The sequence below is a fragment of the Mycobacterium colombiense CECT 3035 genome (assembly GCF_002105755.1).
Classification (GTDB): Bacteria; Actinomycetota; Actinomycetes; order Mycobacteriales; family Mycobacteriaceae; genus Mycobacterium; species Mycobacterium colombiense.
In genome coordinates this window covers 2,693,966-2,719,947 of record NZ_CP020821.1, presented here as the reverse complement: position 1 = coordinate 2,719,947, position 25,982 = coordinate 2,693,966, and the positions used below count along the sequence as shown (strand labels likewise).

At 67.6% G+C, this 25,982-nt stretch carries 21 protein-coding genes and 1 pseudogene; 13 read left to right on the top strand and 9 right to left on the bottom strand.

The window, feature by feature from the left end; translation table 11 throughout:
• Positions 1 to 40 precede the first annotated feature (40 nt).
• Positions 41 to 475 carry an oxoglutarate dehydrogenase inhibitor Odhl gene (gene odhI, locus B9D87_RS12445; RefSeq protein WP_007773796.1) on the bottom strand — a complete coding sequence of 145 codons (435 nt, stop codon included), beginning with the start codon at positions 473 to 475 and terminating at the stop codon, positions 41 to 43.
• A 259-nt stretch (positions 476 to 734) separates the two neighbouring features.
• Here odhI and B9D87_RS12440 point away from each other — a divergent pair, with 259 nt between their 5' ends.
• The 3 genes from B9D87_RS12440 (at position 735) to B9D87_RS12430 (ending at position 5,846) form a co-directional block, all read left to right on the top strand.
• Positions 735 to 1,886, top strand: coding sequence for a metallophosphoesterase family protein (locus tag B9D87_RS12440; RefSeq protein WP_007773797.1), 1,152 nt, complete (start codon positions 735 to 737; stop codon positions 1,884 to 1,886).
• A complete protein-coding gene (locus B9D87_RS12435; RefSeq protein ID WP_007773799.1) occupies positions 1,883 to 4,504 on the top strand; it encodes an AAA family ATPase in 2,622 nt (873 codons plus the stop codon). Before B9D87_RS12440 ends, B9D87_RS12435 begins: the two co-directional genes overlap by 4 nt.
• Positions 4,505 to 4,601: 97 nt before the next feature.
• A complete protein-coding gene (locus B9D87_RS12430; RefSeq protein WP_040631177.1) occupies positions 4,602 to 5,846 on the top strand; it encodes an alpha/beta hydrolase in 1,245 nt (414 codons plus the stop codon).
• On the opposite strand, the gene B9D87_RS12425 is transcribed toward B9D87_RS12430, so the two are convergent.
• Genes B9D87_RS12425 through B9D87_RS12410 form a run of 4 tightly spaced genes read right to left on the bottom strand, consistent with a single transcriptional unit; the run spans position 5,833 to position 11,252 of the window.
• Positions 5,833 to 7,500, bottom strand: a complete 1,668-nt coding sequence (locus B9D87_RS12425; RefSeq protein WP_007773801.1) for an ABC transporter family substrate-binding protein — start codon at positions 7,498 to 7,500, stop codon at positions 5,833 to 5,835. The two genes, B9D87_RS12430 and B9D87_RS12425, sit on opposite strands and share 14 nt — an antisense overlap.
• 19 nt (positions 7,501 to 7,519) lie before the next feature.
• Positions 7,520 to 9,355: a dipeptide ABC transporter ATP-binding protein gene (locus B9D87_RS12420; RefSeq protein ID WP_007773802.1), complete on the bottom strand. Its 1,836-nt coding sequence runs from the start codon at positions 9,353 to 9,355 to the stop codon at positions 7,520 to 7,522.
• Positions 9,352 to 10,278, bottom strand: a complete 927-nt coding sequence (locus B9D87_RS12415) for an ABC transporter permease (protein ID WP_007773803.1) — start codon at positions 10,276 to 10,278, stop codon at positions 9,352 to 9,354. Before B9D87_RS12415 ends, B9D87_RS12420 begins: the two co-directional genes overlap by 4 nt.
• Positions 10,275 to 11,252, bottom strand: a complete 978-nt coding sequence (locus B9D87_RS12410; RefSeq protein ID WP_007773805.1) for an ABC transporter permease — start codon at positions 11,250 to 11,252, stop codon at positions 10,275 to 10,277. The genes B9D87_RS12415 and B9D87_RS12410 overlap by 4 nt, the downstream gene beginning before the upstream one ends.
• A gap of 213 nt (positions 11,253 to 11,465) precedes the next feature.
• On the opposite strand from B9D87_RS12410, the gene B9D87_RS12405 reads away from it, so the two are divergent.
• Positions 11,466 to 11,957, top strand: coding sequence for a beta-class carbonic anhydrase (locus tag B9D87_RS12405; protein ID WP_007773807.1), 492 nt, complete (start codon positions 11,466 to 11,468; stop codon positions 11,955 to 11,957).
• Between the two features lie 3 nt (positions 11,958 to 11,960).
• Here B9D87_RS12405 and B9D87_RS12400 read toward each other — a convergent pair whose 3' ends face one another.
• Entirely contained in the window at positions 11,961 to 12,401 is a 441-nt protein-coding gene (locus tag B9D87_RS12400; RefSeq protein WP_007773808.1) for a PaaI family thioesterase, read from the bottom strand.
• A 184-nt stretch (positions 12,402 to 12,585) separates the two neighbouring features.
• On the opposite strand from B9D87_RS12400, the gene cysD reads away from it, so the two are divergent.
• The 4 genes from cysD (at position 12,586) to B9D87_RS12380 (ending at position 16,507) form a co-directional block, all read left to right on the top strand.
• Entirely contained in the window at positions 12,586 to 13,515 is a 930-nt protein-coding gene (cysD, locus tag B9D87_RS12395) for a sulfate adenylyltransferase subunit CysD (RefSeq protein WP_007773810.1), read from the top strand.
• Positions 13,515 to 15,356 carry an adenylyl-sulfate kinase gene (gene cysC, locus B9D87_RS12390; protein WP_007773811.1) on the top strand — a complete coding sequence of 614 codons (1,842 nt, stop codon included), beginning with the start codon at positions 13,515 to 13,517 and terminating at the stop codon, positions 15,354 to 15,356. Before cysD ends, cysC begins: the two co-directional genes overlap by 1 nt.
• Before the next feature lie 57 nt (positions 15,357 to 15,413).
• On the top strand, positions 15,414 to 15,899 hold the full coding sequence (locus B9D87_RS12385; RefSeq protein WP_007773814.1) for an Rrf2 family transcriptional regulator: 486 nt from the start codon (positions 15,414 to 15,416) through the stop codon (positions 15,897 to 15,899).
• Between the two features lie 179 nt (positions 15,900 to 16,078).
• Positions 16,079 to 16,507 (top strand): DUF6188 family protein, encoded by a 429-nt coding sequence (locus B9D87_RS12380; RefSeq protein ID WP_007773815.1) that lies wholly within the window; start codon positions 16,079 to 16,081, stop codon positions 16,505 to 16,507.
• Between the two features lie 27 nt (positions 16,508 to 16,534).
• Here the strand turns inward: B9D87_RS12380 and B9D87_RS12375 are convergent.
• Positions 16,535 to 16,923, bottom strand: a pseudogene (locus B9D87_RS12375) (VOC family protein).
• Between the two features lie 47 nt (positions 16,924 to 16,970).
• The gene (locus B9D87_RS12370; RefSeq protein WP_007773819.1) at positions 16,971 to 17,393 is read right to left on the bottom strand and encodes a VOC family protein; all 423 of its coding nucleotides are present in this window, start codon (positions 17,391 to 17,393) and stop codon (positions 16,971 to 16,973) included.
• Positions 17,394 to 17,450: 57 nt separating this feature from the next.
• Between B9D87_RS12370 and B9D87_RS12365 the strand changes: the two genes are divergently transcribed.
• Together B9D87_RS12365 and B9D87_RS12360 are read left to right on the top strand one after the other, a co-directional pair.
• Positions 17,451 to 18,329: an LLM class flavin-dependent oxidoreductase gene (locus B9D87_RS12365; protein WP_007773821.1), complete on the top strand. Its 879-nt coding sequence runs from the start codon at positions 17,451 to 17,453 to the stop codon at positions 18,327 to 18,329.
• 77 nt (positions 18,330 to 18,406) lie between these two features.
• The gene (locus B9D87_RS12360; protein ID WP_007773823.1) at positions 18,407 to 19,279 is read left to right on the top strand and encodes a tetratricopeptide repeat-containing protein; all 873 of its coding nucleotides are present in this window, start codon (positions 18,407 to 18,409) and stop codon (positions 19,277 to 19,279) included.
• Between the two features lie 23 nt (positions 19,280 to 19,302).
• Here the strand turns inward: B9D87_RS12360 and B9D87_RS12355 are convergent, their stop codons facing one another.
• Positions 19,303 to 21,030: an NAD-binding protein gene (locus B9D87_RS12355; RefSeq protein ID WP_007773825.1), complete on the bottom strand. Its 1,728-nt coding sequence runs from the start codon at positions 21,028 to 21,030 to the stop codon at positions 19,303 to 19,305.
• Positions 21,031 to 21,522: 492 nt separating this feature from the next.
• Between B9D87_RS12355 and B9D87_RS12350 the strand changes: the two genes are divergently transcribed.
• The 3 genes from B9D87_RS12350 (at position 21,523) to B9D87_RS27030 (ending at position 25,958) form a co-directional block, all read left to right on the top strand.
• Positions 21,523 to 22,131, top strand: a complete 609-nt coding sequence (locus B9D87_RS12350; protein ID WP_007773831.1) for a hypothetical protein — start codon at positions 21,523 to 21,525, stop codon at positions 22,129 to 22,131.
• A gap of 242 nt (positions 22,132 to 22,373) precedes the next feature.
• Positions 22,374 to 23,324, top strand: a complete 951-nt coding sequence (locus B9D87_RS12345) for a hypothetical protein (RefSeq protein ID WP_148664701.1) — start codon at positions 22,374 to 22,376, stop codon at positions 23,322 to 23,324.
• A gap of 372 nt (positions 23,325 to 23,696) precedes the next feature.
• Positions 23,697 to 25,958 carry a hypothetical protein gene (locus B9D87_RS27030; protein ID WP_157373231.1) on the top strand — a complete coding sequence of 754 codons (2,262 nt, stop codon included), beginning with the start codon at positions 23,697 to 23,699 and terminating at the stop codon, positions 25,956 to 25,958.
• The last annotated feature ends 24 nt before the right edge of the window (positions 25,959 to 25,982 follow it).

Below are 25,982 nucleotides of genomic sequence, written 5' to 3'. Positions count from 1 at the left end.
CATCGGAAATGCCGGATGAGGCCGGGCCTAGACGGTAGGACTAACCGGTCAGGAAGACCAGCCGGAACTTGCCGATCTGTACCTGATCGTTATTGGCCAGCACTGTTGAGTCCACCGGCTGACGGTTGACGTAGGTGCCGTTGAGGCTGCCGATGTCGGCGACGGCCCAGCCGCCGTCCTCGGTGAGGCGAAACTCGGCGTGGCGGCGGCTCACGGTGACGTCGTCGAGCAGAATGTCGCTGTCGGGATGGCGCCCCGCCGAGGTGACTGGCTGATCGAGTAAGAATCGAGAACCGGCGTTCGGGCCACGCTTGACAACCAGCAGCGCCGAGCCGCTCGGCAATCCTTCGACGGTTTCCGCCGCGCTGGTAGCGGTCGACGCGTTCTCCTGCTCGTCAAGAAAGTCGGCGCCATAATCCGCGGTGGTCTCCCCCGCTGCTTCAGTGAGGTTTCGGTCGTCGTCGCCGCGGTTCACGTTGTTCCACCCTCCGCCGCTCTGGCCCGTTTTGAATGGTGCCGGTCCATTGGACGGCCGCTTCAACGTGAACCTCGAGCACGATCAGATACAAGAAGTACCCGGCTTGCGGCGGACTTATGCCCTAGGCCAGCTAGCCCGCCGTTGCCGCGGATTTCTCGGATCGAGACCTGCCGATCGAGGTCCCGCGTCGTGTCGGTGCGCAGACCTAAACTCTCGATGCCCAGGTAAACACGCACTTCGAAAGGGGGTCGCCGGCATGCGATTCCTGCACACCGCCGACTGGCAGTTGGGCATGACCCGGCACTTCCTCGCCGGCGACGCCCAGCCGCGGTACTCGGCGGCCCGCCGCGACGTGGTTTCCGGTCTGGGCGCGCTCGCAGCGGAAGTGGGCGCCGAGTTCGTCGTCGTCTCCGGCGATGTCTTCGAACACAATCAGCTTCCGCCCAAGGTGATCGGGCAGTCCCTGGAAGCCATGCGCGCCATCGGAATTCCGGTGTACCTGCTGCCCGGCAACCACGATCCTCTGGACGCCTCGTCGGTGTACACCAGCGCGCTGTTCACCGCCGAACGGCCCGACAACGTGGTGGTGCTCGATCGGGCCGGCGTGCATCAGGTGCGTCCCGGGCTGGAGATCGTCGCCGCGCCGTGGCGGTCGAAGGTGCCGACCACCGACCTGGTCGCCGACGTCCTCGGCGACCTGCCCGCGGCTGAGGGCACCCGCATCCTCGTCGCGCACGGCGGCGTCGACGTGCTGGATCCCGATCGGGACAAGCCCTCGCTGATCCGGCTCGCCACGGTTGACGAAGCGCTGGCCCGTGGCGCGGCGCACTATGTGGCGCTGGGCGACAAGCACTCACGCACCGAGGTCGGCGCCAGCGGCCGGGTGTGGTACTCCGGCTCCCCGGAAGTCACCAACTTCGACGACGTCGAATCCGACCCCGGCCACGTCCTGATCGTCGACATCGACGAGGCCCACCCGCGGCGCGCGGTTTCCGTGACGCCGCGGCACCTCGGCAGCTGGCGCTTCGTCACGATGCACCGGCAGGTCGACACCCGTCGCGACATCGCCGATCTGGACATGAACCTGGATCTGATGACCGACAAGGACCGAACCGTGGTGCGCCTCGCGCTGACCGGTTCGTTGACGGTCACCGACCGCGCGGCGCTGGACGCCTGCCTCGATAAATACGCACGGTTGTTCGCCTGGCTGGGCCTGTGGGAACGGCACACCGACTTGGCGGTGATCCCGGCCGACGGTGAATTCAGCGATCTCGGAATCGGAGGTTTCGCCGCGGCGGCGGTTGAGGAATTGGTGGCGACCGCGCGCGAGGAGGACTGCGCGACCGCGGCCGACGCGCAGGCGGCGCTGGCGCTGCTACTGCGCCTTGCCGACCGGGGCGCGGCGTGAAGCTGCACCGGCTGATCCTGACGAACTACCGCGGCATATCGCACCGCGACATCGAGTTCCCCGACCACGGCGTCGTGGTGGTGTCCGGCGCCAACGAGATCGGCAAGTCGTCGATGATCGAAGCGCTGGATCTGCTGCTCGAAGCCCGGGACCGCTCGACGAAGAAGGAAGTCAAGCAGGTCAAGCCCACCCACAGCGACGTCGGCTCCGAGGTTTCCGCCGAAATCAGTTGCGGGCCATACCGTTTCGTGTACCGCAAGCGGTTTCACAAGAAGTGCGAGACGGAGCTCACGGTGGTCCGGCCGTACCGCGAACAGCTGACCGGCGACGAGGCGCACGAACGGGTCCGGGCGATGCTGGCCGAGACGGTGGACAGCGACCTGTGGCACGCCCAGCGGGTGCTGCAGTCGGCGTCGACCGCCGCGGTGGATCTGTCCGGGTGCGACGCGCTCTCGCGGGCGCTCGATGTGGCCGCCGGTGACAGCGGGGGGCTGTGCGGCACCGAGCCTCTGCTCATCGAGCGCATCGATGCCGAATACGGCCGTTACTTCACCCCGACCGGACGTCCGACGGGCCAGTGGGCCGCCGCGATCACCCGGCTGGCCGACGCCGAGGCCGCCGTCGCCGAGTGCGCGGCGGCGGTCGCCGAGGTGGACGACCGGGTGGCCCGCCATGCCGTGTTGACCGAGCAGGTGGCCGACTTCTCTCAGCGCCGCATCGCCGCCGGGCCGCGGCTGGCCGCCGCGCAGGAAGCCGCCGACAAGATCGCGGCGTTGACCGCGCAGCGGCGTGAAGCCCAGCTGGCCGCCGAGGCAGCGGACGCCATCGCCGCCGCGGCGAGCGGCGCCCATACCGCGCGCCGGCAATTGCTGGCCGAAATCGAAACCCGCGCGGGCGCTGTCGCCGAAACGCAAACGCAGGCCCAAGAAGCCGAGGCGGCCCGGGCGGCGGCGCAGGCAGAGGCCGAGGCGTCCGCCGCCGCGCTGCAGCAGGCCACCCAGGCCCATGCCGAGTTGCAGCAGCGGTCCGAATCCGCGCGAGGCACCGTCGAGCAACTCGCCGCCCGCGAGGAGGCCGACCGGTTGACCGCCCGGCTGGCCAAGATCGACGCGATCGAGCGGGATCGCGAACGGATCGGCGTCGAGCTCGGCGCGATCGCCGTCACCGAGTCGGTGCTGCGACGCATCGAGGACGCGGCGGCCGCCGTCGATCGCACCGGTGACCAGTTGGCGCTGACGTCGGCGGCGATCGAATTCACCGCGGCCGCAGACATTCAGCTGATCGTGGGTGGCCAGCAGATCTCCCTGCAGGCCGGACAACGCTGGTCGACCACCGCCGCCGGGCCCACCGCGGTAGAGGTCCCAGGCGTCCTGGCCGCCCGGGTCACCCCCGGCGCGACGACGCTGGACATTCACGCCAAACACGCTGCGGCGCAGCAGGAGTTGGCCGCAGCGCTGGCGGTCGGTGAGGTGAGCGACCTCGCCGCGGCACGGTCCGCCCACCAGCGCCGCCGTGAGCTGCACAGCACTCGCGATCAGCTCACCGCAACGCTGGCCGGCCTGTGCGGCGACGAGCAGGCCGACGAGCTACGGTCGCGGCTGGCGCAGTTGCGCGCCGAACACCCCGCCGGGGCCGAACCCGCCCTTACCGACATCGGCGCCGCCCGCGCCGAACTCGCCGCGGTCCGTCAGGCCCACGCGGCTGCATCGAGCGAATGCGACGCACGCGGCCGGGCCGCCACCGCCGCCGCCGCCGGGCTCACCGAGTTGTCCACGCGGGCAACGGTTCTGCAGAACACCCTGCAGGCTCAACGCGCCGAGCTGGACGCCGCCGCGGGCAGGCTGGCCGCCGAGCGCGCGTCGGCCGGCGATGACGAACTCGCGGTCGCCGCGGCCGCGGCCCTGGGCGAGGCGCAGGCCGCCCAACAGCGGGCCACCGAACTCGCCGACGCCCTCGCCGCGGCGGCACCCGATGCTGTCGAGACCGAATTGGCCGATGCCAAAAGGGAATCCGACTCGCTGCGCGAGCGTTACGAGGAAGCCGCCCGCGCCTTGCGTGAGATCACGATCGAACTCTCGGTGTTCGGCAGCGAGGGACGCCAAGGCAAGCTCGACGCCGCGGAAACCGAACGCGAGCACGCCGCCAACGCACACAACCAGATAGGCGGCCGCGCCCGCGCCGCGCAACTGCTGCGGTCGGTGATGACGCGGCATCGCGACACCACCCGGCGGCGCTACGTCGAGCCCTATCGTGCGGAGCTGCAGCGGCTCGGCCGCCCGGTCTTCGGTCCGAGTTTCGAGGTCGACATCGACAGCGACCTGTGCATTCGCAGCCGCACGCTGAATGGCATCACGGTGCCGTACGAATCCCTATCCGGCGGCGCGAAGGAGCAACTCGGCATCCTGGCGCGGCTGGCCGGTGCGGCCCTGGTCGCCAAGGAGGACGCCGTCCCGGTGGTGGTCGACGACGCGCTCGGTTTCACCGACCCGGACCGGTTGACCAAGATGGGGGAGTTGTTCGACACCGTGGGCACCCACGGTCAGGTGATCGTCCTCACCTGTAGCCCCGACCGCTACGACGGTGTCAAGGGCGCCCACCGCATCGATCTCAGCGCTTAGCCCTCACGGCTGACCACCGCCGATAGCGCTGATCAACGCGATTCATCGCCGCACCGGCGCCTCGCCTGCAGAATGGGATCATGGGGGGCCTACCCGAATGACGATGAACGCGAAGCGCAGCCGGATACAGGAGAAGCTGGCGGAACTGCCCGGCGTGCGGCCGGTGCGCCGACCCATCTCCCCGCACAGCTCCGAAGAGTTCGATCTGTACTACGTGCGCGCGGGCCGCAAGTCCGCCCATCCGCTGGTCATCATCCCCGGGGGACCGGGAGTGGCGTCGGTGCAGATGTACAAGGGGCTGCGGCGCCGCGCGGCGGCGGCCGGTCTCGACGTGATCATGATCGAGCACCGCGGGGTGGGGATGTCGCGCCACGACGATGCGGGCGCCGATCTGCCCCCGCAATCGCTGACCGTGAACCAGGTGGTCGACGACGTGGCGGCCGTGCTCGACGACGTTCAAGCGGAGTCGGCCGTCATCTACGGCGCCTCGTACGGCACCTACATCGCGGCCGGCGTGGGGGTGCGCCACCCGCACCGGGTGCGGGGCATGGTGCTCGATTCGCCGCTGCTGTCCCGGCACGACATCGTCATCGTGCGCCGCGCGATCCGCCGGCTGCTGCTGAAGGGTGACAGCCCCGAAACCGCCTCGGTGGCACCGAAAATGCGCAAACTCGTCGATGCCGGCGTGATGAACGCGACCGCGACACAGGTCGTCGCGACGATCTACGGCTACGGCGGGACCGACCTGCTGGAGCGGCAACTCGACCTGCTACTCGACGGCCGAAAACTATTGTGGTGGACGCTATCCCGGTTCACCACCCTGAGCAACCTGCCATTTCGGTACGAAGAGGATCTGGTGAGCCGCATCGCGTTCCGCGAACTGGACTACGCCGCCGAACCTGACGGCCTGCCGCTCGATCCCGCCGTCGCCGAAAGCAGAGCCCGCACGCAGCGGGTGACTTTCGAGGACGAGCCCTATGACCTGGTGGCCGAGATGCCGAAATTCGGCTGGCCCACCGCGGTGGTTTCCGGAGGCCGTGACCTGATCACCCCGCCGGCCGTCGCGCAGCGCGTCGCGTCGCTGCTGCCCAATGCGGTGCTGCTGAGCCTGCCGAACATGGCGCACAGCGCGCTGGATTTCCGGGAGCCCGTCGCGCTCGCCAGTGCCGACGCGGTTCGGCGCGGCGACCTGAATGGGCTTGCCGCACAGGCGGCGGCGCTGGACGCGCTGCCGCCACGCCCGGAGGTGCGGCTGCTGTGGAAGGCGCTCGGCGCGGCGGCGGTCGTCGAGGGCGCCCTGCCGATCCCGAATGGGCTACGGCGGCGGCTCAAGTCCGCGTGAAGCCGATGGCGGTGTAGTCGAGATCGGCCAGACCGGCCGCGCCGAAGTTGGCCAGCGTGCTGCGTACCGCGACGTCACCGGGCGACTGGGTCAGCGGCAGGCTGAATCCCTCCGCCCAGATCATCTTGTCGAGGTCGTTGGCCAAAGCCCGCGCCTTGGCCGGATCCAGTTCTTCCAGCGTGCCTTCGATGGCGGCGTCGATCTGCTCGCTGCCGATCTTGCCGAAATTGCTCTCCCCGTCGGACTTGTAGATCTGGGTCAGCGCCGAGAGCGGGAAAGCGTCCCCGAGCCAACCGAATTGGGCCATGTCGAACGCGCCGACGTTGATGTAATTGGTGAAAAAGCCGCTGCCCGACCGGGAGACGAGCTCGAGCTTGACGCCGATCTGGGCGAGGCTGTGCTGGGCGATCTGGGCGAACTGCCTGCTGCCCTGCGCGTCGTAGAACAAGTCGCGGATCACCAGCTGCCGGCCGTCCTTCTCCCGGAACTGTCCGGCCCGCTTCCAGCCCAGCGCGTCAAGCTCCCGGCCGGCCGCGGCCGGGTCGTACGGCAGCACCGAGCTGTTGTCCTGATAGCCCTGCTGCCCCGCGACATAGATGTGATTGCCCAGCGCCACAGGGTCACTGGTCAGGCCGTACTGGACGACCTTGGCGATGGTCTGCCGATCGATCCCCTTGGCCACCGCGACGCGCAGCGCCTTGTCGGCCAGGATCGAACCCGGGGCGCCGTTGAACGTGAAATGAGACCAGGCCGGGGCGGGGGCGCGCCGGATCGAGATGCCCTTGGTGCGCTGCGCGATGGTCAGCTGGTCGATCGTGCCGACCCCGGTGGCGTCGATCGTGTTGTTCTGCAGGGCGGGCAGCCGCGCGGCATCGTCGAGCACCAGGTACGTGATGCTGTCCAGGCGGGGCCGCGGACCCCACCATTTCGGGTTGCGGCTCAACACGATCCGCTGGGTGGTCCGATCCAGCGACGAGACGACGAACGGTCCTGCCGACGGGCCCGGCCCCTCCAGCTGGCCCTTGTTGAACGCCTCGGCGGTGGCCGTCACGCTCTTGGGCAGCAGCATTCCGTTGCCGGCGAACATGCCGCGCCATTCGGCGTAGGGCTTGGCGAACGTCATGACGGCCTGCCGGTCGTCGACGCCGCGGGTCACCGACGCGACGCGGTCGGCGCCGCCGGGCCCCGCGATCTCGAACGCCTTGTCGGCGCCGCTCAGGGCGTGGATCTGGCTGGCGATGTCCTCCCAGGTGATTGGCGTGCCATCGGACCACACCGCCTTGGGGTTGATCGTGTACGTAACCACCTGCGGCGCAGTGCTTGTGAGTTCGATGCTGGTGAAGTAGTCGGTGTCGACCGTCGTCGAGCCGTCGGGCCCGATGACGAAGGCCCGCGGCAGGGTGGCCTTCATCATCGCGGAGACGTCGGCCGAGTTGCCGTCGATATGCAAGATGTTGAAGTTCGGCGGAAAGTCGGTCAGCGCCAGCCGCAGGTTGCCGCCGTCCTGCAGGGTCGCCGGATCGCGTGGGTTGACGTCGCTCGTCGAGCCGATCTGCGCGTTGTGGCCGGTCTCGGGGATCAGCTTGACGGCCGGCGAACACCCCGACAGCGCAAGGGCCGTCGCGAGAAACACCGCCGCGAACCGGGCGCCCACACCCGCCGTGACCGCCGGCCTAGACACGTCTGCCCGGATCCGGTTGCGGCACCGCGTTCAGCAGGCGCTGAGTGTATTCGTGTTGGGGGTCGGCGAAGACCCGACGGCTGTCGCCCTGCTCGACGATCGCGCCGGCATACATGACGACGACGTCGTGCGCGAGGTGCTTGACCACCGAAAGGTCGTGGGAGACAAACAGGTAGGACAGGCCGAATCGCTCCTGCAGATCCAGCAGCAGGTTGATGATCCCGGCTTGGATGGACACGTCGAGCGCGGACACCGGTTCGTCGAGCGCCAGGATCTTCGGTTGCAGGGCGAGCGCACGCGCGATGCCGATGCGCTGCTTCTGCCCGCCGGAGAACTCGGCGGGATAACGAACCGCGTCGGCGCGGCGCAGCCCGACGATCTCCAGCAGCTCGGCGACGCGGGAGTTGGTGCGGCCCTTGTCGAACCCGTTGGCCCGCAGGGGTTCGGCAAGCAGCTCGAACACCGGTAATCGCGGGTCGAGCGACGCGACCGGGTCTTGGAAGACGACCTGGATGTCGCGCCGCAGCGCCCGCCTGCTCGCGGCGCTCAACGCGGTGACGTCGGTGCCCAGCACCTCGATCGAACCCGATTCGGGCCCGGTGAGTTCCAAGATCTCGTGCAGGGTGGTCGACTTTCCCGAGCCGGATTCACCGACGATGCCCAGGGTGCGGCCCCGCCGCAATTCGAAGCTGACGCCGTCGACGGCGCGCACCTCGCCGGCGCTGCGACGCAACACTCCCTTCGTCAGCCGGTAGGTCTTGGTCAGGTCGCGCACCCGCACGACCACCGACGTGTCAGCGGACTCCGCGTGACGGGCTTCGGTACTCACGCCGTAGATGTCCGCGGCGCTTCGGCCGTCGACCCGGTCGGTCCGGATGCAGGCCGCGCGGTGATCGGCGCCGACGGCGAGCAATTCCGGTTCGGCCAGCCGACATTCGTCGATGGCCAGCGGGCAGCGCGGCGCGAAGGGACACCCGGGATCCAGGCCCGCCAGCGACGGCGGCGCCCCGGGGATCGGCACCAACCGGGTGCCCTGGGCCGCGTCCAGCCGCGGGACAGAGCCCAGCAACCCGACCGTGTAGGGCATTCTGCGATCCCGGTAAAGGTCATGCACGGTAGCGGACTCGACGACCCGCCCGGCGTACATCACCAGGGCGCGGTCGGCGAACTCGGCCACCACGCCGAGGTCGTGGGTGATGATGAGCACCCCGGCGCCGGTGATGTCGCGCGCCGTCTTGAGCACCTCGAGGATCTGCGCCTGCACCGTGACGTCCAGCGCGGTGGTGGGCTCGTCGCAGATCAACAGGTCGGGGTCGTTGGCGATCGCGATGGCGATGACCACCCGCTGTCTTTCGCCGCCGGACAGCTCATGCGGAAACGCGCGGGCGCGCCGATCGGGCTGCGCGATGCCCACTAGCTCGAGCAATTCCACGGCTCGCCGGCGAGCCGCCTTCCTGCCCACCCGCTGCTGGTGGATCTCGATCGCCTCGGCGATCTGGTCGCCGACCGTGTAGACGGGCGTCAGTGCGGACATCGGATCCTGGAACACCATGCCGACGGCCTTGCCGCGGAACCGCGACATCGCGTCGTCGCCGAGGCCAAGCAGTTCGGTGTCGTGCAACCGCACCGAGCCGCGCACCTGTGCGTACTCGGGCAACAGGCCGATGGCGGCCATCGCCGAAACGGACTTCCCCGAACCGGATTCACCGACCATGGCGACGACTTCCCCCGGTTCGATGCGGTAGCTGATACCGCGCACCGCGGTCACCGGATCGCCACCCGTCGGGAACGTGACCGCCAGGTCGGTCACCTCGAGCAGCGGGCTCACCGGCCCCCACCGCCCAGCACCGCGCTGCCCGGGTCGAGCGCGTCGCGCAGGCCGTCACCGGTGAGGTTGGCGCACACCAGGATCAGCACCAGCACTCCGGCGGGAAACAGAAACACCCAGGGAAAGGTGGTCGCCGATTGGGTGCCGTTGGCGATCAGCGTCCCCAGCGACACGTCGGGTGGCTGAATGCCGAAACCCAGGAAACTCAGGCCGGTTTCGGCCAAGATCGCCGATGCGACGTTGAGCGCGGCGTCGATGATCAGGATGGACGCCACGTTGGGCACCACGTGGCCGACGATGATGCGGCGGCTGGACACCCCCATATACCTTGCCGCCCGGATGAATTCGCGTTCACGCAGGCTCATGGTCATGCCGCGCACCATGCGCGAGCTGACCATCCAGCCGAACCCGGCCAGCAGCAGGACCAACATCAAGACGTTGGCCGAGTTCTTGATCCGCGGCGTCACGATGGCGATGAGAATGAAGCTGGGCACCACCAACAACAGGTCCACCACCCACATCAGCGCGCGATCGCGCCAGCCACCGAAATAGCCTGCGATCGACCCGACGGTGGCGGCGATGCCGGTGGAGATGACCGCGACGCAGACGCCGATCAGCATCGACTTCTGCATGCCGCGCAGGATTTGCGCCAGCAGGTCCTGACCCAGCGCGTTGGTGCCCAGCCAGTGCCGCCCGTTCGGCGGCTGCAGCAGCGCGGTGAAATCGAGATCGTCGTAGGAATACGGCAGCACGGCGGGCAACGCGTAGCAGCCGACAAACAACAGCACCAACACGGTCAGCGACGCCACCGCGAACCTGTTGCGGGCGAACCGCCGAAGCACCAGCGTCCGCCGCGAGGTGAAGTCCGCGACCTCGTGCGCCGAAAAGCCGTGGGCGCCATCGATATCCGCTTGGGACGTCATGACACCCGCACCCGCGGATCAAGGGCCGCGTAGAACACGTCCGAGAGCAGGCCGGCCAACAGCACCACCGCGCCGGAGAACAGGGTGATCGCCGCGATGATGTTGGTGTCCTGCGTCGCGATACCCTGCACCAGCCATTCACCCATGCCGTGCCAGCCGAAGATCTTCTCCACGAACACCGCCCCGGTCACCAGACCGGCCACGCCGTAGGCGAACAGGGTGGCCAGCGGGATCAGCGCGGTGCGCAGCCCGTGCTTGACGAGCGCGCGCCGACGGGTGAGCCCTTTGGCGCGCGCCGTGCGAATGAAGTCCTGGCCCAGGACGTCCAGCATCGCGTTGCGCTGATAACGGCTGTAGCCCGCCGCGGCGCCCAGCGCCAGGGTCAGCGACGGCAGGACCAGGTGCCGTAACCGGTCGAGCAGCTGCGCGCCGGCGCCACCGGTCACGCCCGGTGAGGTCTCCCCGGTGTAGTCGAAAATGTGGATGCCCACGGCCCAGTTCACCCGTAGCGCACCGAGGATCAACAGGCTGGCGATGACGAATGTCGGGGTGCTGAGCACCAGCAGCGCCACCATGGTGACCACACGATCGCTGAGTCGATATTGCCGAATGGCGCCCCAGGCCCCGGCCGCGATGCCAAGCAGGGTGCCCGCCAGCGAACCAATGATCAGCAGGCGCAGGGTCACCCCGACGCGGCGCCACAGCGTCGTCCCGACGGGCTGCCCGGTGATGGTCTTGCCGAAGTCGCCGCGCACGGCGTGCGAGGCCCAGTGCGCGTAGCGGATCGGGATCGGCTCATCCAGTCCCAGCGTGTGGGCCTTGGCGTCGATCACGGCCTGGGGTGGGCGCGGGCTGCGCTGCAGCAGGCTGTCCAGTGGCCTGAAGGCCACCGACGTCAGGCAAAAGGTCAGAAACGATGCCAGCGCCAGCAGCACAACGTAGTTGAGCAACCGGCGTGCCAGAAACCGAGTCATGCCGGTCCGCACACCCCACGTCGCATTGGGACAGGCTATCGAGCCCCCGGCACAGCGTCGCGCGTTGCGGCCGCCGGCGCGTTCGATCCCCTTCCGATCCGGTTGATTCTCATGCGTGAATCGCGTGTGATCGGTTGTTAGCATCCACCGCGGTACCGAGCCGCGCAGCAAACGCAGCACGGTTCAGACCGCGACACTCCCAAGGAGGCCTGCGTGACGGTTACCGAGGAATACCTGGCCAACAACGCCGAATATGCGAGCACCTTCAAGGGGCCGCTGCCGATGCCGCCGGCCAAACATGTCGCGGTCGTGGCGTGCATGGACGCCCGGCTCGACGTCTATCGCCTCCTGGGCATTCACGAGGGTGAGGCGCACGTCATCCGCAACGCCGGTGGTGTCGTCACCGACGACGTCATCCGCTCCCTGGCCATCAGCCAGCGGCTGCTGGGGACGCGGGAGATCATCCTGATTCACCACACCGATTGCGGCATGCTCACCTTCACCGACGACGACTTCAAGCGCGCCATACACGAGGAGACCGGGATCAAACCGCCGTGGGCCGCCGAGGCGTTCCCGGATCCCGCCGAGGATGTCCGGCAATCGCTGCGCCGCATCGAGGGCAACCCCTTCGTCACCAAGCACGTCTCGGTGCGCGGATTCGTCTTCGACGTGGCCACCGGCAAGCTCGACGAGGTCACCCTCTAGACCTCACCCGACCTTGTAGGTCGCCAGCGCCTTGGCGACCAGCGTGCCCTGCGGGTCGACGATCTCGGCCTCGCAGTTGACCAGTGAGCGGCCGCGCCGTAGGACGCGGCCCACGCCGATCACGTCGGTGGCCCGGGCTGGGGCCATGAAGTCCAGCGTGAGCGACACCGTCACGCCCCGCAGCTCGGGCGGTGCCTGCGCGCCGCACCACGCCGCCGCCATCACGGTGAGATCGGCGAGCGTGGCGATGGCCCCGCCGTGGACCATGTCGCCGAGGGTCACGTTGGACGGGTCCCAGGGCAGGCGCAGCCGCACCTCGTCCTCTTCGAGGCGGTCGGCGACGATGCCCAGCTTGACGACGAACGGGGATTGGGGGAGGAACTGCGCGATGACATCGCGACCGCTCGGCGCGGATGGCCCGGCGGTTTCAGGGGTGGCAGTCATCCGTCCATGCTTTCGCACCACAATCGGCCGCAAAAGTACTGCCGCGACTCTTGACGTGATGTGTCCGGTGACCGGCGTGCGTGCCAGGCGGGCCCGCGGTTGACAGCGGAGGGCCGAGCTGGTCTTATTTATCGTTAAGATGCCAAATATGGTCAGTTCTGCCAGGTTTTAATCGAAGGAAGCTATGACCAGTGATGTGACGGTGGCACCGGCCGCCGGACAGTACGAGTTGAGCCATCTGCGCTCGCTGGAGGCGGAGGCGATCCACATCATCCGTGAGGTTGCCGCGGAGTTCGAAAGGCCGGTGCTGCTCTTCTCCGGCGGCAAGGACTCCATCGTCATGCTGCACCTGGCGCTGCGGGCCTTCCGTCCCGGGCGGCTGCCGTTCCCGGTGATGCACGTCGACACCGGGCACAACTTCGACGAGGTGATCGCGACCCGCGACGAGCTGGTGGCCGAGCACGGCGTGCGCCTGGTGGTCGCCTCGGTTCAGGAGGACATCGACGCCGGCCGGGTCGTCGAGCCGCGCCAGGGCCGCAACCCGATCCAGACGGTCACGCTGCTGCGTGCCATCCGGGAGAACAAGTTCGACGCCGCGTTCGGGGGAGCGCGCCGCGACGAAGAGAAGGCGCGCGCCAAGGAGCGGGTGTTCAGCTTCCGCGACGAGTTCGGCCAGTGGGATCCCAAGGCGCAGCGGCCCGAGCTGTGGAACCTCTACAACGGCAGGCATCACAAGGGCGAGCACATCCGGGTGTTCCCGCTGTCCAACTGGACCGAGTTCGACATATGGTCCTACATCGGCGCCGAGAACATCGCGCTGCCGTCGATCTATTACGCCCACCAGCGCAAGGTGTTCCGCCGCGACGGCATGCTGCTGGCGGTCGACAAGAATATGCATCCGCGTGACGACGAACCCGTATTCGAAGCGACGGTGCGGTTCCGCACCGTCGGGGACGTCACGTGCACCGGATGCGTGGAATCGCAGGCCGCCACCGTGGACGAGGTCATCGCCGAGACCGCGGTGTCGCGCCTGACCGAACGCGGGGCGACCCGAGCCGACGACCGGATCTCCGAGGCCGGCATGGAAGACCGCAAACGGCAGGGGTACTTCTGATGACAACGCTATTGCGCTTGGCCACTGCGGGTTCCGTCGACGACGGCAAGTCGACCCTGATCGGTCGGCTGCTCTATGACTCCAAGGCCGTGATGGAAGACCAATGGGCGGCGGTGGAGCAGACGTCCAAGGACCGCGGACACGACTACACCGATCTGGCGCTGGTGACCGACGGCCTGCGGGCCGAGCGCGAGCAGGGCATCACGATCGACGTCGCCTACCGCTACTTCGCCACTCCCAAGCGGAAATTCATCATCGCCGACACGCCCGGCCACATCCAGTACACCCGCAACATGGTGACCGGCGCGTCCACCGCCGGGCTGGTGATCGTGCTGGTCGACGCGCGTCACGGCTTGCTCGAACAGTCGCGCAGGCACGCCTTCCTGGCGTCCCTGCTGGGCATTCAGCACATCGTGCTCGCGGTCAACAAGATGGACCTGATCGATTGGGACAGAGAGAAATTCGAGGCGATCCGGGACGAATTCCACGCGTTCGCCGCGCGCCTGGACGTGCACGACGTGGCCACCATCCCGCTCTCGGCGCTACACGGCGACAACGTGGTGACCAAGTCGGACCAGACACCCTGGTACGAGGGTCCGGCGTTGCTGTCGCACCTCGAAGAGGTGTACATCGCCGGTGACCGCAACATGGTCGACGTGCGGTTCCCGGTCCAGTACGTCATCCGCCCACACACCCGGGAGCATCAGGACCACCGCAGCTACGCCGGTACCGTCGCCAGCGGGGTCATGCGTCCCGGCGACGAGGTGGTGGTGCTGCCCGCGGGCAAGCAGACCCGGATCACCGCGATCGACGGGCCGAATGGGCCGGTGCAAGAAGCGTTCTCGCCGATGGCCGTATCGCTGACCCTGGCCGACGAGATCGACATCTCGCGCGGCGACTTGATCGCCCGCACCCACAATCAGCCCCGAATCGCGCGGGAGTTCGACGCGACGGTGTGCTGGATGGCCGACGACGCGGCGCTCGAACCCGGCCGCGACTACGTCATCAAGCACACCACCCGCACCACGCACGCCAAGGTGACCGCGCTCGACTACCGGCTCGACGTCAACACGCTGCATCGCGACAAGACGGCAACGGCGTTGAAGCTCAACGAACTCGGCCGCATTTCGCTGCGCACCCAGGTGCCGCTGTTGCTCGACGAGTACACGCGTAATGCCAGCACCGGTTCGTTCATCCTCATCGACCCGCACACCAATGGAACGGTGGCGGCCGGCATGGTGCTGCGTGACGCCTCGGCGCAGGCTGCCAGCCCGAACACCGTGCGGCACAAGTCATCCGCCATCGCCGAGGCTCGGCCACGAGGCAAGACGGTGTGGTTCACCGGCCTGTCCGGCTCCGGCAAATCGTCGGTGGCGATGCTGGTCGAGCAGAAGCTGCTCCAAACGGGCACTCCGGCATACGTTCTCGACGGCGACAATCTGCGGCATGGCCTGAACGGGGACCTGGGCTTTTCCATGGCCGACCGGGCCGAAAACCTGCGCCGGCTGGCGCATGTGGCGGCGCTGCTCGCCGACTGCGGCAACGTGGTGCTGGTGCCGGCGATCAGCCCGCTGGCCGAGCAGCGGGAACTGGCCCGCAACGTGCACGCCGAGGGCGGCTTCGATTTCGTCGAGGTGTTCTGCGACACCCCGATCGAGGAATGCGAAAAGCGTGATCCCAAGGGCCTGTACGCGAAGGCGCGCTCGGGTGAGATCAGCCAGTTCACCGGCATCGACAGCCCGTATCAGGCGCCGGTGAACCCCGACCTGCGGCTCACCCCGGACGATACCGTCGAGGAGCAGGCGCAGCGGGTCATCGACCTGCTCGAATCACGCGGGTAGCGGCCAGATCAGCCAGGCTGCGCCGAAATGGTGTCGTCGGGTGGCACAATCCTGTGAGTGCGCATGTCGGCGAAGGCGGAGTATGCCGTGCGGGCGATGATCCAGCTCGCCACGGTGCCCGACGGAACGCTGGTGAAGACCGACGATCTGGCCCAGGCCCAGGGCATTCCGCCGCAATTTCTGGTCGACATCCTGACGAACCTGCGCACCGACCGGCTGGTCCGCAGCCACCGCGGTCGCGAGGGCGGCTACGAATTGGCCCGGTCCGGGAAAGAGATCAGCATCGCCGACGTGCTGCGCTGTATCGACGGCCCGCTGGCCAGCGTCCGTGACATCGGGCTCGGCGACCTGCCGTACTCGGGACCGACGGCCGCGCTCACCGACGTCTGGCGCGCGCTGCGGGCCAGCATGCGGTCGGTGCTGGAAGAGACCACGCTGGCCGATGTCGCCACCGGCGGCCTGCCCAAGCACGTCGCGCAGTTGGCCGACGACTACCGCAAGCAGGAAAGCCAGCGGCACGGCACGGCGCGCACCGGCGATTAGCCGCCGCCAGCGGGTCGCGATCGCCGGGGCCGGGCGTCACGGAAACCCATACCCCTCCGGCCAGACATCTGCTGAGCGGCGGTTAACTACCCAGCCACGCGGGAACCCTCATCATCTGACGCTCTGCCGAGCGGTGCACGGCTTATGTGCACTGGACTTATCGAGGACGGAGTGAGGATATGGCCGAATCGAAAATGATCGGGCATTGGCTCGAGGGCTGCGCGTTACAGCGGATCATGTTCCGCGACGGTTTGGTGCTGAACTTCGACGATGACAACGAACTTGTCATTTCGGTGCCGATCCGCCTGACCCTGCCGGCCATTGCCAACGCCCCCGCCGAAGTCGTCGAGATCGACCCAAATGGCCCCGCCGTCCAGGAACGCCCGCTCTTTGATTTCTCCGGGCAAAACTGCACAGGCTTCGACTGGTTCGACTCCGGCGATCTTCACCTGGAGTTCTCCGACGGTCACATCATCGATGTGCCTGCGGACGACCATGCCACCGCGTGGGAGCTGTACGGCAAGTACCACGGATATGCCGCCTGCCTGCCGCACGGCAAGGTGCGGGTCGTGCGGCACGACGTGGACGCCACGAACATCGACGAGTGAGCTGTCCGGCGTACCGCCGCCCGCGCGTCAGCCGCCAGAGCCGTAGGGGCGCGTGAGGATCTCCATGGCGTGCCCCGAAGGATCGAGGAAGTACACGCCACGCCCGCCGTCGCGGTGGTTGATCTCACCGGGCCGGTTGGCCCCGGGTCCGCCCAGTGCTCCAAGTTGCGCGATGTGATCTTGCCGTAGATGGCGTCGAAGTCGTCCTCGGAAACCAGGAACGCGTAGTGCTGACGCCGGATCTCCTCGCCGTCGGGGGTATCCGCGTAATCGAGAGACGCGCCGTGCGCGAGCTCGACAACCATGAAGTGGCCGAAGGGCTTTGGGCTGGGCAGGCCGAAAAGCTCGGCGAGAAACTGGGCGGCTTCGCGTTTGTCGCGTGACGCGACGATGGTGTGGTTGAAACTGATGGTCATAGTTCTTTCCAGTCAACCACTCCGATGCCCGGCGCGACAACGCCGCGCTACTTCGGTGCCGTCAGCTCCAAGGCGATGTTGTCGGGATCGCGGAATTCCAGGATGTAGGACGGCCCGATGTCTTTGACCGGCTCGTGGGCCACGCCCAGTTCGTCGAGATGTGCTGCCGCCGAATCCAACTCGTCTTTGCTGGCGAGCCGAAAGGCGATGTGGTCGAGCCCGACGCGGTCCTCGTCGAAGCGGTCGGCGGCGACCGGCCGCAGCCCCAGGAGCGTCCCGCCGAGGTCGTAGATGACGCCACCGAACAGGAAGCTCAGCTGGTTGCGGGTGGGTTCGTCGGCATTCTCGGGAACTTCGATCAACACCGGCCAACCGAACACGCTCTCGTAGAACTGCCGCGACCGCTCGATATCGGTCACGGTCAGCCGGACATGTGCGATGGAACTACTGGTGAACGCCACCCCGTCCATGGTTCCACCGAAGGGCCCGGGATCAAACATGCCAGAATCGCCGTCGTGCGGATTGCGATGACGATGCCGGTCATGGAGCCGGATTTGGATGCGACGGTGCTCGAGACGTGGGCGCGCGCCATCGACGAGGGCCCGTTCTCGTCGCTGTGCTGGGGCGAGCGGATCGCCTTCGACAACCCGGACAACCTGACGTTGCTGGGCTCGCTGGCCGCCTGGACCAACCGGGTGCGGCTCCTGACGACCGTGATCGTGCCGCAGCTGCACGATCCCGTCATGCTCGCCAAGGGGCTGTCGACCGGTGACCTGCTCAGCGGCGGCCGGTTGACCGTGGGCATCGGTGTCGGCGGCCGGCACGAGGACTACCACGCCGTGAGCGCCGACCCGGCGACGCAGACGATGCGCGGCATGGCCGAACGCGTAGCCGTGATGAAGCGCGTCTGGGCGGGGGAGAAGACCACCGACTCGGTGCTGCCCGTCGGGCCGGCGCCGGTCCAGCCTGGCGGCCCGCCGCTGTTGGTCGGCAGCATCGGGCCGAAAACCATCCGCAGCGCGGCCGCGTGGGCCGACGGGCTGGCCGGCACCACCCTGGACCTCGACGTCGCCAAGCAGAACGAGCTGTTCGACGTGACCCGGGAGGCCTGGGCCCAGGCCGGCAAGCCCAAACCCCACCTGATCACGTCGTTCTGGTTCGCGTTCGGATCCCCCGAGGAGTCTCGCGGCCAGATCCACCGTCATTTGCGCCGCTACATGAACTGGATACCGGCCGAGTACGTCGACGCGATGGCGCCGATGACGGGCTGGGCCGGCAGCGAAGACGAGCTGCTGGACGTGTTGCGCCGGTTCGAGGACATCGGCACCGACGAGGTTCAGCTCATCCCGACGAGCGCGGATGTCGATGAGGTTCGTCGCGCAGCGGACGTGGCGGCGCGACTGTAGGCCGACCGTCCGGCGGCGTCGCTGCAGGTCAGATGGGGTGAATTGCCGCGTCGATGCGGTGGCGATTTCATTAGCGAATGACGCAGCAGGAGTTGCCCGCCCCGCTGGCCGAACTGACCGGGCTGATGACGGAGTGCGCGAATCACGGTGATTACGCCGGGGCCGCGCGCCAGGCAAACGAGCTGGTCACCCTCTGCCGGGCGACCCTGGGCGAGCGGCACGCCACGGTCCTGGAACTCAAGGTGTCGCTGGCCACCTTGCAGCTGCGGGCGGGCGAGGAAGCCGTGGCCTACGACGAGTTCGCGCGGCTCATACCCGACCTCGTCGAGGTGCTCGGTCGCGACCACCTGAGCACTCTGACCGCTCGCCACCTGTTGGCGGGCCGCCAACAACCTTCGCTGTCATCGCTTGCCGAGTGGTCGCAGCTGTTCGCCGACGAGCAGCGCGTCTTGGGCGGCGAGCACGAGAGTGTGCTGGTCGCGCGCGAGAAGATCGCCGAGAAGCGTTGGGAGATAGGCGATGTCGTGGGCGCAATGGCCGAGGGTGAACAGGTCCTCGCCGCGCGCCGTCGCGTGCTCGGTGACGACCACGCGGACACCCTGGGAACCAGGTTGATGCTGGCGATCTGGCGGGGCCGGGCGGGCGACGTTCCGGCGGCCATCGCCGAGCTCGAACCGTTGATCCGCGATTTGCGCGAAAAACTCGGCGCCGACCACGTGCACCTGCTCCTGGCCCGGCACATGTTCACGCTCTGGGCCCCGGACCGGGCGGGCGTCACCGACGAGGTCGCCGCGTGGGCGGCGTTGGTCGACGAAGAGGCGCGCGTGCTCGGTGTAGAGCACCCGGTGACCGTCGCGGCCCGTCACGAGCTGGCCGAATGGTGCGCCCGGCATGTCGGCCGCGCCGACGGATCCGGCGGCGCGGGGTCACTGGGCTGGTCGGCGTCCTGACCCGGACGTGGCGCCGGGAAGTCTCAGGTCGTCGCCTTGTCCGCCGGGCGCTCCTCGTTGACCGCGGGCTCCTGCGGCGGCTGTCCTTTGCGCAGCGTCTCCAGCAGCTCGCGGTACGGCCCCACCAGGTACACGGTGTCGCCGCCGCGAAGCCACGCGTCGCGGCGAGGATGCAACTCGACGGGCGTATCCCGGCGGGTGATCGCGATGACCCGGGTCTGGGTGGACATCTCGAACATCCGCAGCCCGTCGAGCTCGCTGCCGGGCGCCACGTGCATGGCGCCCACCATGAACGAACGCGGCCCCACCGAGAACGTCCCCAGCACCTGCAGGCCCATCGCGGCGCCGATGAACCAGGGCGCGGCCAGGTCGACGGTCGAGCGGACGTTCTCGAAACCGAACCGCTTGGCCACCGCGTCGCCCAGGGTGCGGTCATAGATCCGAAGCACGATCGGCACGTCGGGCCGGTTGACCTCGGGCATCACCCGGGGGCCGAGCATCTCCCGCAGCACGATGCCCGTCTCGATGTTGACCATGTCGTCCTGGGTCAGCACCGCGACGGCGCGGGCGCGGTCGACGCGGGCCGACTCCAGCGTCTGGCGCAGCGTCGCGTCCCCGAAGATCACCGGCACGTCGAGTTCGTCTGCGGTCGAGAGGAATCGGTTGTTCTCGTCGCGCTCGATCACCGCGACGTCGTATCCGGCGGCGGTCAGATCGCCGACGACGCGGCTGCCGAACGAACCCAGCCCGACGACGATGATGTGGTTGCGCAGGTGGCGCGCCCGCCGGACCCCGGCCGATTGGACGAAGCGACGCGACAGCAGCAAGTCGGCCAGGAAGGCGACGAGCAGCGCGGTGGTGGTCACTCCGGTGAACATCAGGGCGACGGCGAAGATCCGCAGCCACGCCGATTGGTGCAGGAACGTGAACTCGCCGTAGCCCACGGTGGTGATGGTTTCCGCGGTGAAGTACATGGCGTCCAGCCAGGACAGTCGCGGCTTCGAGTAGGAGAAGTGCACGACGACCGTCGAGGCGAGCAGCAGGCTCAGCGCGAGCAGCATCGCGGGAAAGAGCATGGGGTTGACGTCGTCGCGCATCGCCCGCGCGGCATCCGAGATGCGCCGCATCCACGATTGGCGCGACCGTGTCGCGCTCGGCCGGGGCGTCTTGATGCCCCGCGCGGCCAGCTCATCGGCGCTGCCGATCATCGCGGTCCAGTCGCCGGCGCGCACTTGATGATCCCGCCCCGGGCAGGGGACCACCTCGTCGGGCGTGGCGGAGCTCTCGCCATGAATCACCGCCACCGGCGCCAGGTCGCCATAGATCTCGCGAAGGGTCGCGTCGCGGGGCGCCTCGGCCCCCGACACCAGAAATTTGATGCCGGCCGCCTCGACCGGATGCGTATGGCTCGACAGGCAGGCCTCGACCACCGACGGCGCCGCGAGGTCGGCGACGTCCAGGATGGCGCCGGGACCGTTGTCGGCGGCCACCGCCCCCCGCAGCACGTCGTTGCCCAGGCGGGCAACGACGCGCACACGGGGATTGGTTTTCCTTGCCAGCAAGGCGATTTCGAGATTCTTCGCGTCGTCATCCCCGGCGCACACGACGGCGTCGGCGCGGGCGAGATCGGCCCCGGCGAGCTCCTCGCTGTGCAGCTTGACGATCGTGGCGCCCGCGCGGTTGAGTTCCTCGGCGATCGTGGTCGCGAGCGCGTCGTCACCGCTGACGATGATGTGGCGGCGCGTGCTCATGTATCCCCACCTCTGATGACATTGGCGCTCAGCTGTTGCTATGACTATCGGGCACCGTGCCGATCGATGCCAGCGCGACATGTCCTGAACTCGAAGATGGATGGGAGGACGCCGTGGAACGGGCCCCACTCGATTGGTGGTTGGACCGGATCAACCTGCTGATCGACATGATGGGCGATGTCGACTTGGGCGGGGCGGCCGAGCTGGACTATTCGGAGGCGTCGTTGTCGGCGGTGGAGGCCGCGGCGCGAAATCGGCTGGGCGATCCGGCCGAGGCGCTTTATGACGAGCAGCACTCGTTCACCGCGGGAGTGGTGGCGTATCTGGGCGAGGCCTTGATGCGGGTCGGCGGTGGGCGGTGGGACTGGGCCACCGATGTGCCCGCCGATCTGCCCAGCGATCCGTTGCTGCGGCAACGGCTCTCCGAGCACCGTTGGCGTATCGATAGTGCGGGCGAGCCCGGCGCGACGGGTTTTCCGATCATTCGGCCCGATGCCGATTCAGGCCTGGAGGCGCTGTCGCCTGTCGCCGACGAATCTGCTGCTGAACGTGCTCGCGCGCGACACCGCCGTGTTGCCGGTGGTTCACCAGCGCTGGCAGCAGGCCGTGAAGGCCCACGCCGCAACCAATCCCGATTGGTCCCCGGTCAAAGAGCGAACCCTTGCAGACGGCCTGTTCAACGCCCCGCCGCCCTCGACGGTGCTGGACCAGTGGCTGGCCTGTCAGGAAAAGCGGTTTTCGGAGTGGGCGGCCACCAATGGTGGAAGCTGGGATTACACGCCAGGCAGCATCGACCGGCTGACCGAGCTGGTTTTGCGGAATACGCCGACCGTGGCTGCAATTCGGGATCCGGGCAATGCCGACTTCGTTGATGGTGCCTGCTACTACTTGGGCGAGATGCTGCGACGCGGCTGCCCATCACGTTGGGTGTGCCGCGAGTTCCGCGACGAGGGCGACCCGATTACCGCGAACTTTCAACTTCAGCTGGACGACGACGCCGGCTTTATCGGGCCGTTCCATGTGCTTTCGTTCATGCTCGAGCGCGGCGACCTCGGCCGTCCTCGCGCCTGTTACGACGAATGGGTTGGCGGAATTCAGTAAAAGGACACTTCCGCCACCCAACCGGATCGCGAGCGAAAACCGTTGCAAAGCATATATTTCCGCGTCCAGCCTCGTCCGGTCGGTCGTGGTGGCGGCGACGGTCGCGCTGATGATCGCCGTGCGATGATGTGGCGGGCGATCTTCCGGTACAACAGGGATAATGCGACACGCATGATCGCGTACCGGGCGGCGCTGCGACTGGATAGGAGAATGCGGTGGAGGGTGGGCCGCTGGATTGGTGGTTGGACCGGATCAACTTGCTGATCGACATGATGGGCGACGTCGATCTCGGCGGGGCGGTCGAACTGGATTATTCCGAGGACTCACTGTCGGCGCTGGAGGCCGTGGCGCGGAACAGGCTGGTCGATCCGGCCGAAGCGCTCTACGACGACCACCAGTCCTTTACCGCAGGAGTGGTGGCGTATCTGGGTGAGGCCTTGATGCGGGTCGGCGGCGGGCGCTGGGACTGGGTCGCCGAGGCGCCCGCTGGTACCACGATCGATGACCCGCTGCTGCGACGGCGGCTGTCGGAGCATCGTTGGCGGATCGACAGTGCGGGCGAGCCCGATGCGACGGGCTTTCCGATCATCCGTCCCGATTCCGAATCGGGGCTGGAGGCGTTGTCGCCTACCCACCTGCTGCTGCAGGCGTTGGCGCGCGACGAGAGCGGAGTTTTGGTCGACACCTACGGACGCTGGAAGGAGGCCGTACAGGCCTACGCCGCGCAGCATCCTGACTGGTCCCCGGTCAAAGAGCGCACCCTTGCAGACGGCCTCTTCAACGCCCCACCACCCTCATCGTTGCTCGACGAGTGGCTGGCCCGCCAGGAGCAGAATTTCCCGGACTGGGCGGCCCGCAACGGTGGCAACTGGGATTACAGCCCCGGCAGTATCGACCGCCTTGGCGCTTTGGTCCTGCGTCTGACGCCCACGATTCAGGCCTTCCACGATTCCGTCAACGCCGAGTTCGTCGAGGGTGCCTGCTACTACCTCGGCGAAATGTTGCGCCGGGGGTATCCGTCGCGCTGGGTCTACCGTGAGTTCCGCGACGAGGGCGCCCCGATCAGCGCCAACTTCAAAATCCAACTGAATGACGACGCTGGATTCACTAGCCCTTACGCTCTGCTGTACTCCCTGATCGAAAGCGCCGATCCCACCGCTACTCGCACGTTCTATGACGAGTGGGTCAGCTGAATTTTCAAGGCTACCAATCCCGTCTTAGGATTCCGACATCTCCTCGCCCTCGAGCGCGCGGAGGATGACGGGGGAGGTTGGCAAATGGTGCGGCTTTGGCTGATATCGCGGCGTCTGGTCGCGACCGTCCTGGCCCTGGCACTGGTCGCCCTGCTCATACCCATCGCGCAGGCCGCAGCAGATCCAGCGCCGAAACTGCCCGGGTATTCCGCCGATCAGGATCCACCGCCAGGCAAGACCCCGCTCACTTATACGTTTCCATCCGCTAATGCGCTCTCACCCCTGACTGAGCCGAGCAACGTAGCCTTGGAATCGATCAACCCCCGAGGCAAATACACCTCCGGCACGAAAGAACATCTCTATAAGAGTTGGTTGGTCTACAAGAATCAGCGGGCGCCCGCCGTGGCGAATCCGTTGGGCTGGAACGACTATCGCGACGCTTACGTCCGTGCTTTCAACAATCGCAACACTGGCACGAGCTTCGAAACCAGACTCGATCAAGAGCTGAAGTTCACGGAAAACGGCTACCTCCGCAACCGGAAGATCAAGGGCACATCGATCAACCGCCGCCCCGATTTCCACAACGATGAAGAGATCGTGGAGCTGAAGACCGGGGCGGTCGACAAGGCACAGCTCGAAGACTTCCTTCGCATCGCACAGCAGACCGGCCGCCGAGTCGTGTACATGTTCCCGGACAAGCCTCCGCCGGCGACGCTTCAGGCCATGCTCGATGTTGCCCGGGGCTTGGGCGCATCCGACCGGCTATTTGTCCGGTATTACCCAACGGTGGGTGTGCCCGACCCGTCCGGGAAAGCCATTCTCGCCAGCGGCGGGCAGAACCCCGTCCACGGCGGTGCCGACCAAACAACCGGTGACTCTCCGGACACCCCGGCGCAGGCCATCGAAAAGGCCTTTGTCGAAGGGCAGGTCAACGAGGCTATCGACACCGAACAGGCGGCCCAGGATCCCGAGTCGGTACCGGAGCCGGTGCCCGTCTCCGCGCCGGCTCCCGCCCCGGGCCAGCAGGCGCCGGCCCCGGCGCAGCAGGCGCCCGGCTCGGCTCCGGCGCCCGCCCCGGTACAGCAGGCGCCCGGTTCGGTCCCCGCACCGCAAGCGCCCCGACCGGTCCCTGCCCCCCAAGCGCCCAAGCCGGCGGCCGGCCCGATGCCGATCAATCCGGGAGCCGTTGTCGGCCCAATCGTCGACGCCGGAGTCCTCGCAGGCGTGACGGCGGCCAACACCGTCGCCGGCATCATCGGCGCCGCTACGGGCGGCGCTGCCACCGTTTTGGCCAATGTCACGGGCGGCCTGGTGAGCGGCATCGCCGGCGCGGTGACCGGGGGAATCGTCGGCGGCGTGGCCAGTGGGATCGGCGGCGGCGTCGCGAGCGGCATCAGTGCCGTTTCCAGCGGGATCGGCGGCGTGTTGGGCGGGGTCGACTTCTCCACGCTGCAGCTGCGCTACATCTCCGACACCGACCTCAACGGCAACGGTGTGCAGTATTCCTTCGCCGCCAACACACAAACCGGTGGCGCACCGTCGTTCGGTGGAAATGCCAACGCCTACATGGCTTCCGACTCGTTCTTCGTCTGGCTGGCGCTACCAACCTCGGCGTTCACGGTGAACCTCAACCCGAACGAACCGGACCGCATCATCGATGCGCAGTTCGGCCGCACCGACGCCGGGCGGATCCTGCTGGAAGCCGACTACACCATGAAGCAGGCCACGGCCAAGCTCGTCGACCCGGCCACGCCGGACGGCCGCCAGTTCTTGGACGCATTGAAGGGCTCCAAATGCTTTTCCCCGCAACGGAAGTGGATCATCCCGCTGCCGGCCAGCGTGTCTTCCCAGGGAGACTCTATGTACATCCTGGACGCTCCGCTGGATGTGAAGCTCGAGATCGAGGGCATGGACTTGAAACCGGGCATCGGCTGCCCCGCCCAGGACGCGGCAATCACCCGCCAAAACGACGATCTGTACCGGACCATGATCCTGCCGAAGATCGTCGACGAGGTGAACCACGCGCCCGAGTACGCCGACCTGCGCCGCGTGTATGCGAGCCGGATCGCCGCCGAGTGGTACCGGCAGCGCAGCGCCACCAAGGCCACCGCCTACTCGAAAATCGTTGACTCGGGCAACATCGACGCCTGGACGTCGAAGGAACCCTTCAGCCCGCAGGAACTGTTCAACCGCTACCGCAATTCCTTCTACGAGGGCGACGCGACCTACACGTGGCAGACCGGTGACCGCACCACCTGGAAGCTGACGATCGGCGGCGTCGATTTCACCAACATCCCGATGGTCAACATGACACCGAAGGACTTCGCCAAAGACCATCCGACCCTGCCCGCAACCGCAAGCGGTTCGCTGTTCGGGCCGCGGCTGCAGAGTTCCTCCCAACAGAATGCCCCGCAGCAAGTCTGGCTGGGCGGCCTGACCAGTGCACGACCCATGACCCAGGTTTGGAAAGGCGACCCGGGAGTGCTCATCCCGATGCCGAAGTCGGTATTCGGGACGTCGCTGAGCCCGGTCCTGTACGCCGCGATCGTGTTGCCGTTGGCCGCCTGGATCGGCGTCGGCGGTGCGCTGTGGTGGCGCCGCAGGCGTACGGCCGGCGTGCCGGGGAGGCGCTGAGGATGTCCGACCATTCCCAGGATC

What these genes read in the sequence shown, in the direction of transcription:
- B9D87_RS12400 (WP_007773808.1), bottom strand. Translation starts at nt 12,401, where the DNA reads ATGACTGCCACCCCTGAAACCGCCGGGCCATCCGCGCCGAGCGGTCGC.
- cysD (WP_007773810.1), top strand. Translation starts at nt 12,586, where the DNA reads ATGACCAGTGATGTGACGGTGGCACCGGCCGCCGGACAGTACGAGTTG.
- B9D87_RS12355 (WP_007773825.1), bottom strand. Translation starts at nt 21,030, where the DNA reads ATGAGCACGCGCCGCCACATCATCGTCAGCGGTGACGACGCGCTCGCG.
- B9D87_RS12370 (WP_007773819.1), bottom strand. Translation starts at nt 17,393, where the DNA reads ATGGACGGGGTGGCGTTCACCAGTAGTTCCATCGCACATGTCCGGCTG.
- B9D87_RS12430 (WP_040631177.1), top strand. Translation starts at nt 4,602, where the DNA reads ATGACGATGAACGCGAAGCGCAGCCGGATACAGGAGAAGCTGGCGGAA.
- B9D87_RS12365 (WP_007773821.1), top strand. Translation starts at nt 17,451, where the DNA reads ATGACGATGCCGGTCATGGAGCCGGATTTGGATGCGACGGTGCTCGAG.
- B9D87_RS12360 (WP_007773823.1), top strand. Translation starts at nt 18,407, where the DNA reads ATGACGCAGCAGGAGTTGCCCGCCCCGCTGGCCGAACTGACCGGGCTG.
- B9D87_RS12415 (WP_007773803.1), bottom strand. Translation starts at nt 10,278, where the DNA reads ATGACGTCCCAAGCGGATATCGATGGCGCCCACGGCTTTTCGGCGCAC.
- B9D87_RS12410 (WP_007773805.1), bottom strand. Translation starts at nt 11,252, where the DNA reads ATGACTCGGTTTCTGGCACGCCGGTTGCTCAACTACGTTGTGCTGCTG.
- B9D87_RS12380 (WP_007773815.1), top strand. Translation starts at nt 16,079, where the DNA reads ATGGCCGAATCGAAAATGATCGGGCATTGGCTCGAGGGCTGCGCGTTA.
- cysC (WP_007773811.1), top strand. Translation starts at nt 13,515, where the DNA reads ATGACAACGCTATTGCGCTTGGCCACTGCGGGTTCCGTCGACGACGGC.
- B9D87_RS12350 (WP_007773831.1), top strand. Translation starts at nt 21,523, where the DNA reads ATGCCGATTCAGGCCTGGAGGCGCTGTCGCCTGTCGCCGACGAATCTG.
- B9D87_RS12440 (WP_007773797.1), top strand. Translation starts at nt 735, where the DNA reads ATGCGATTCCTGCACACCGCCGACTGGCAGTTGGGCATGACCCGGCAC.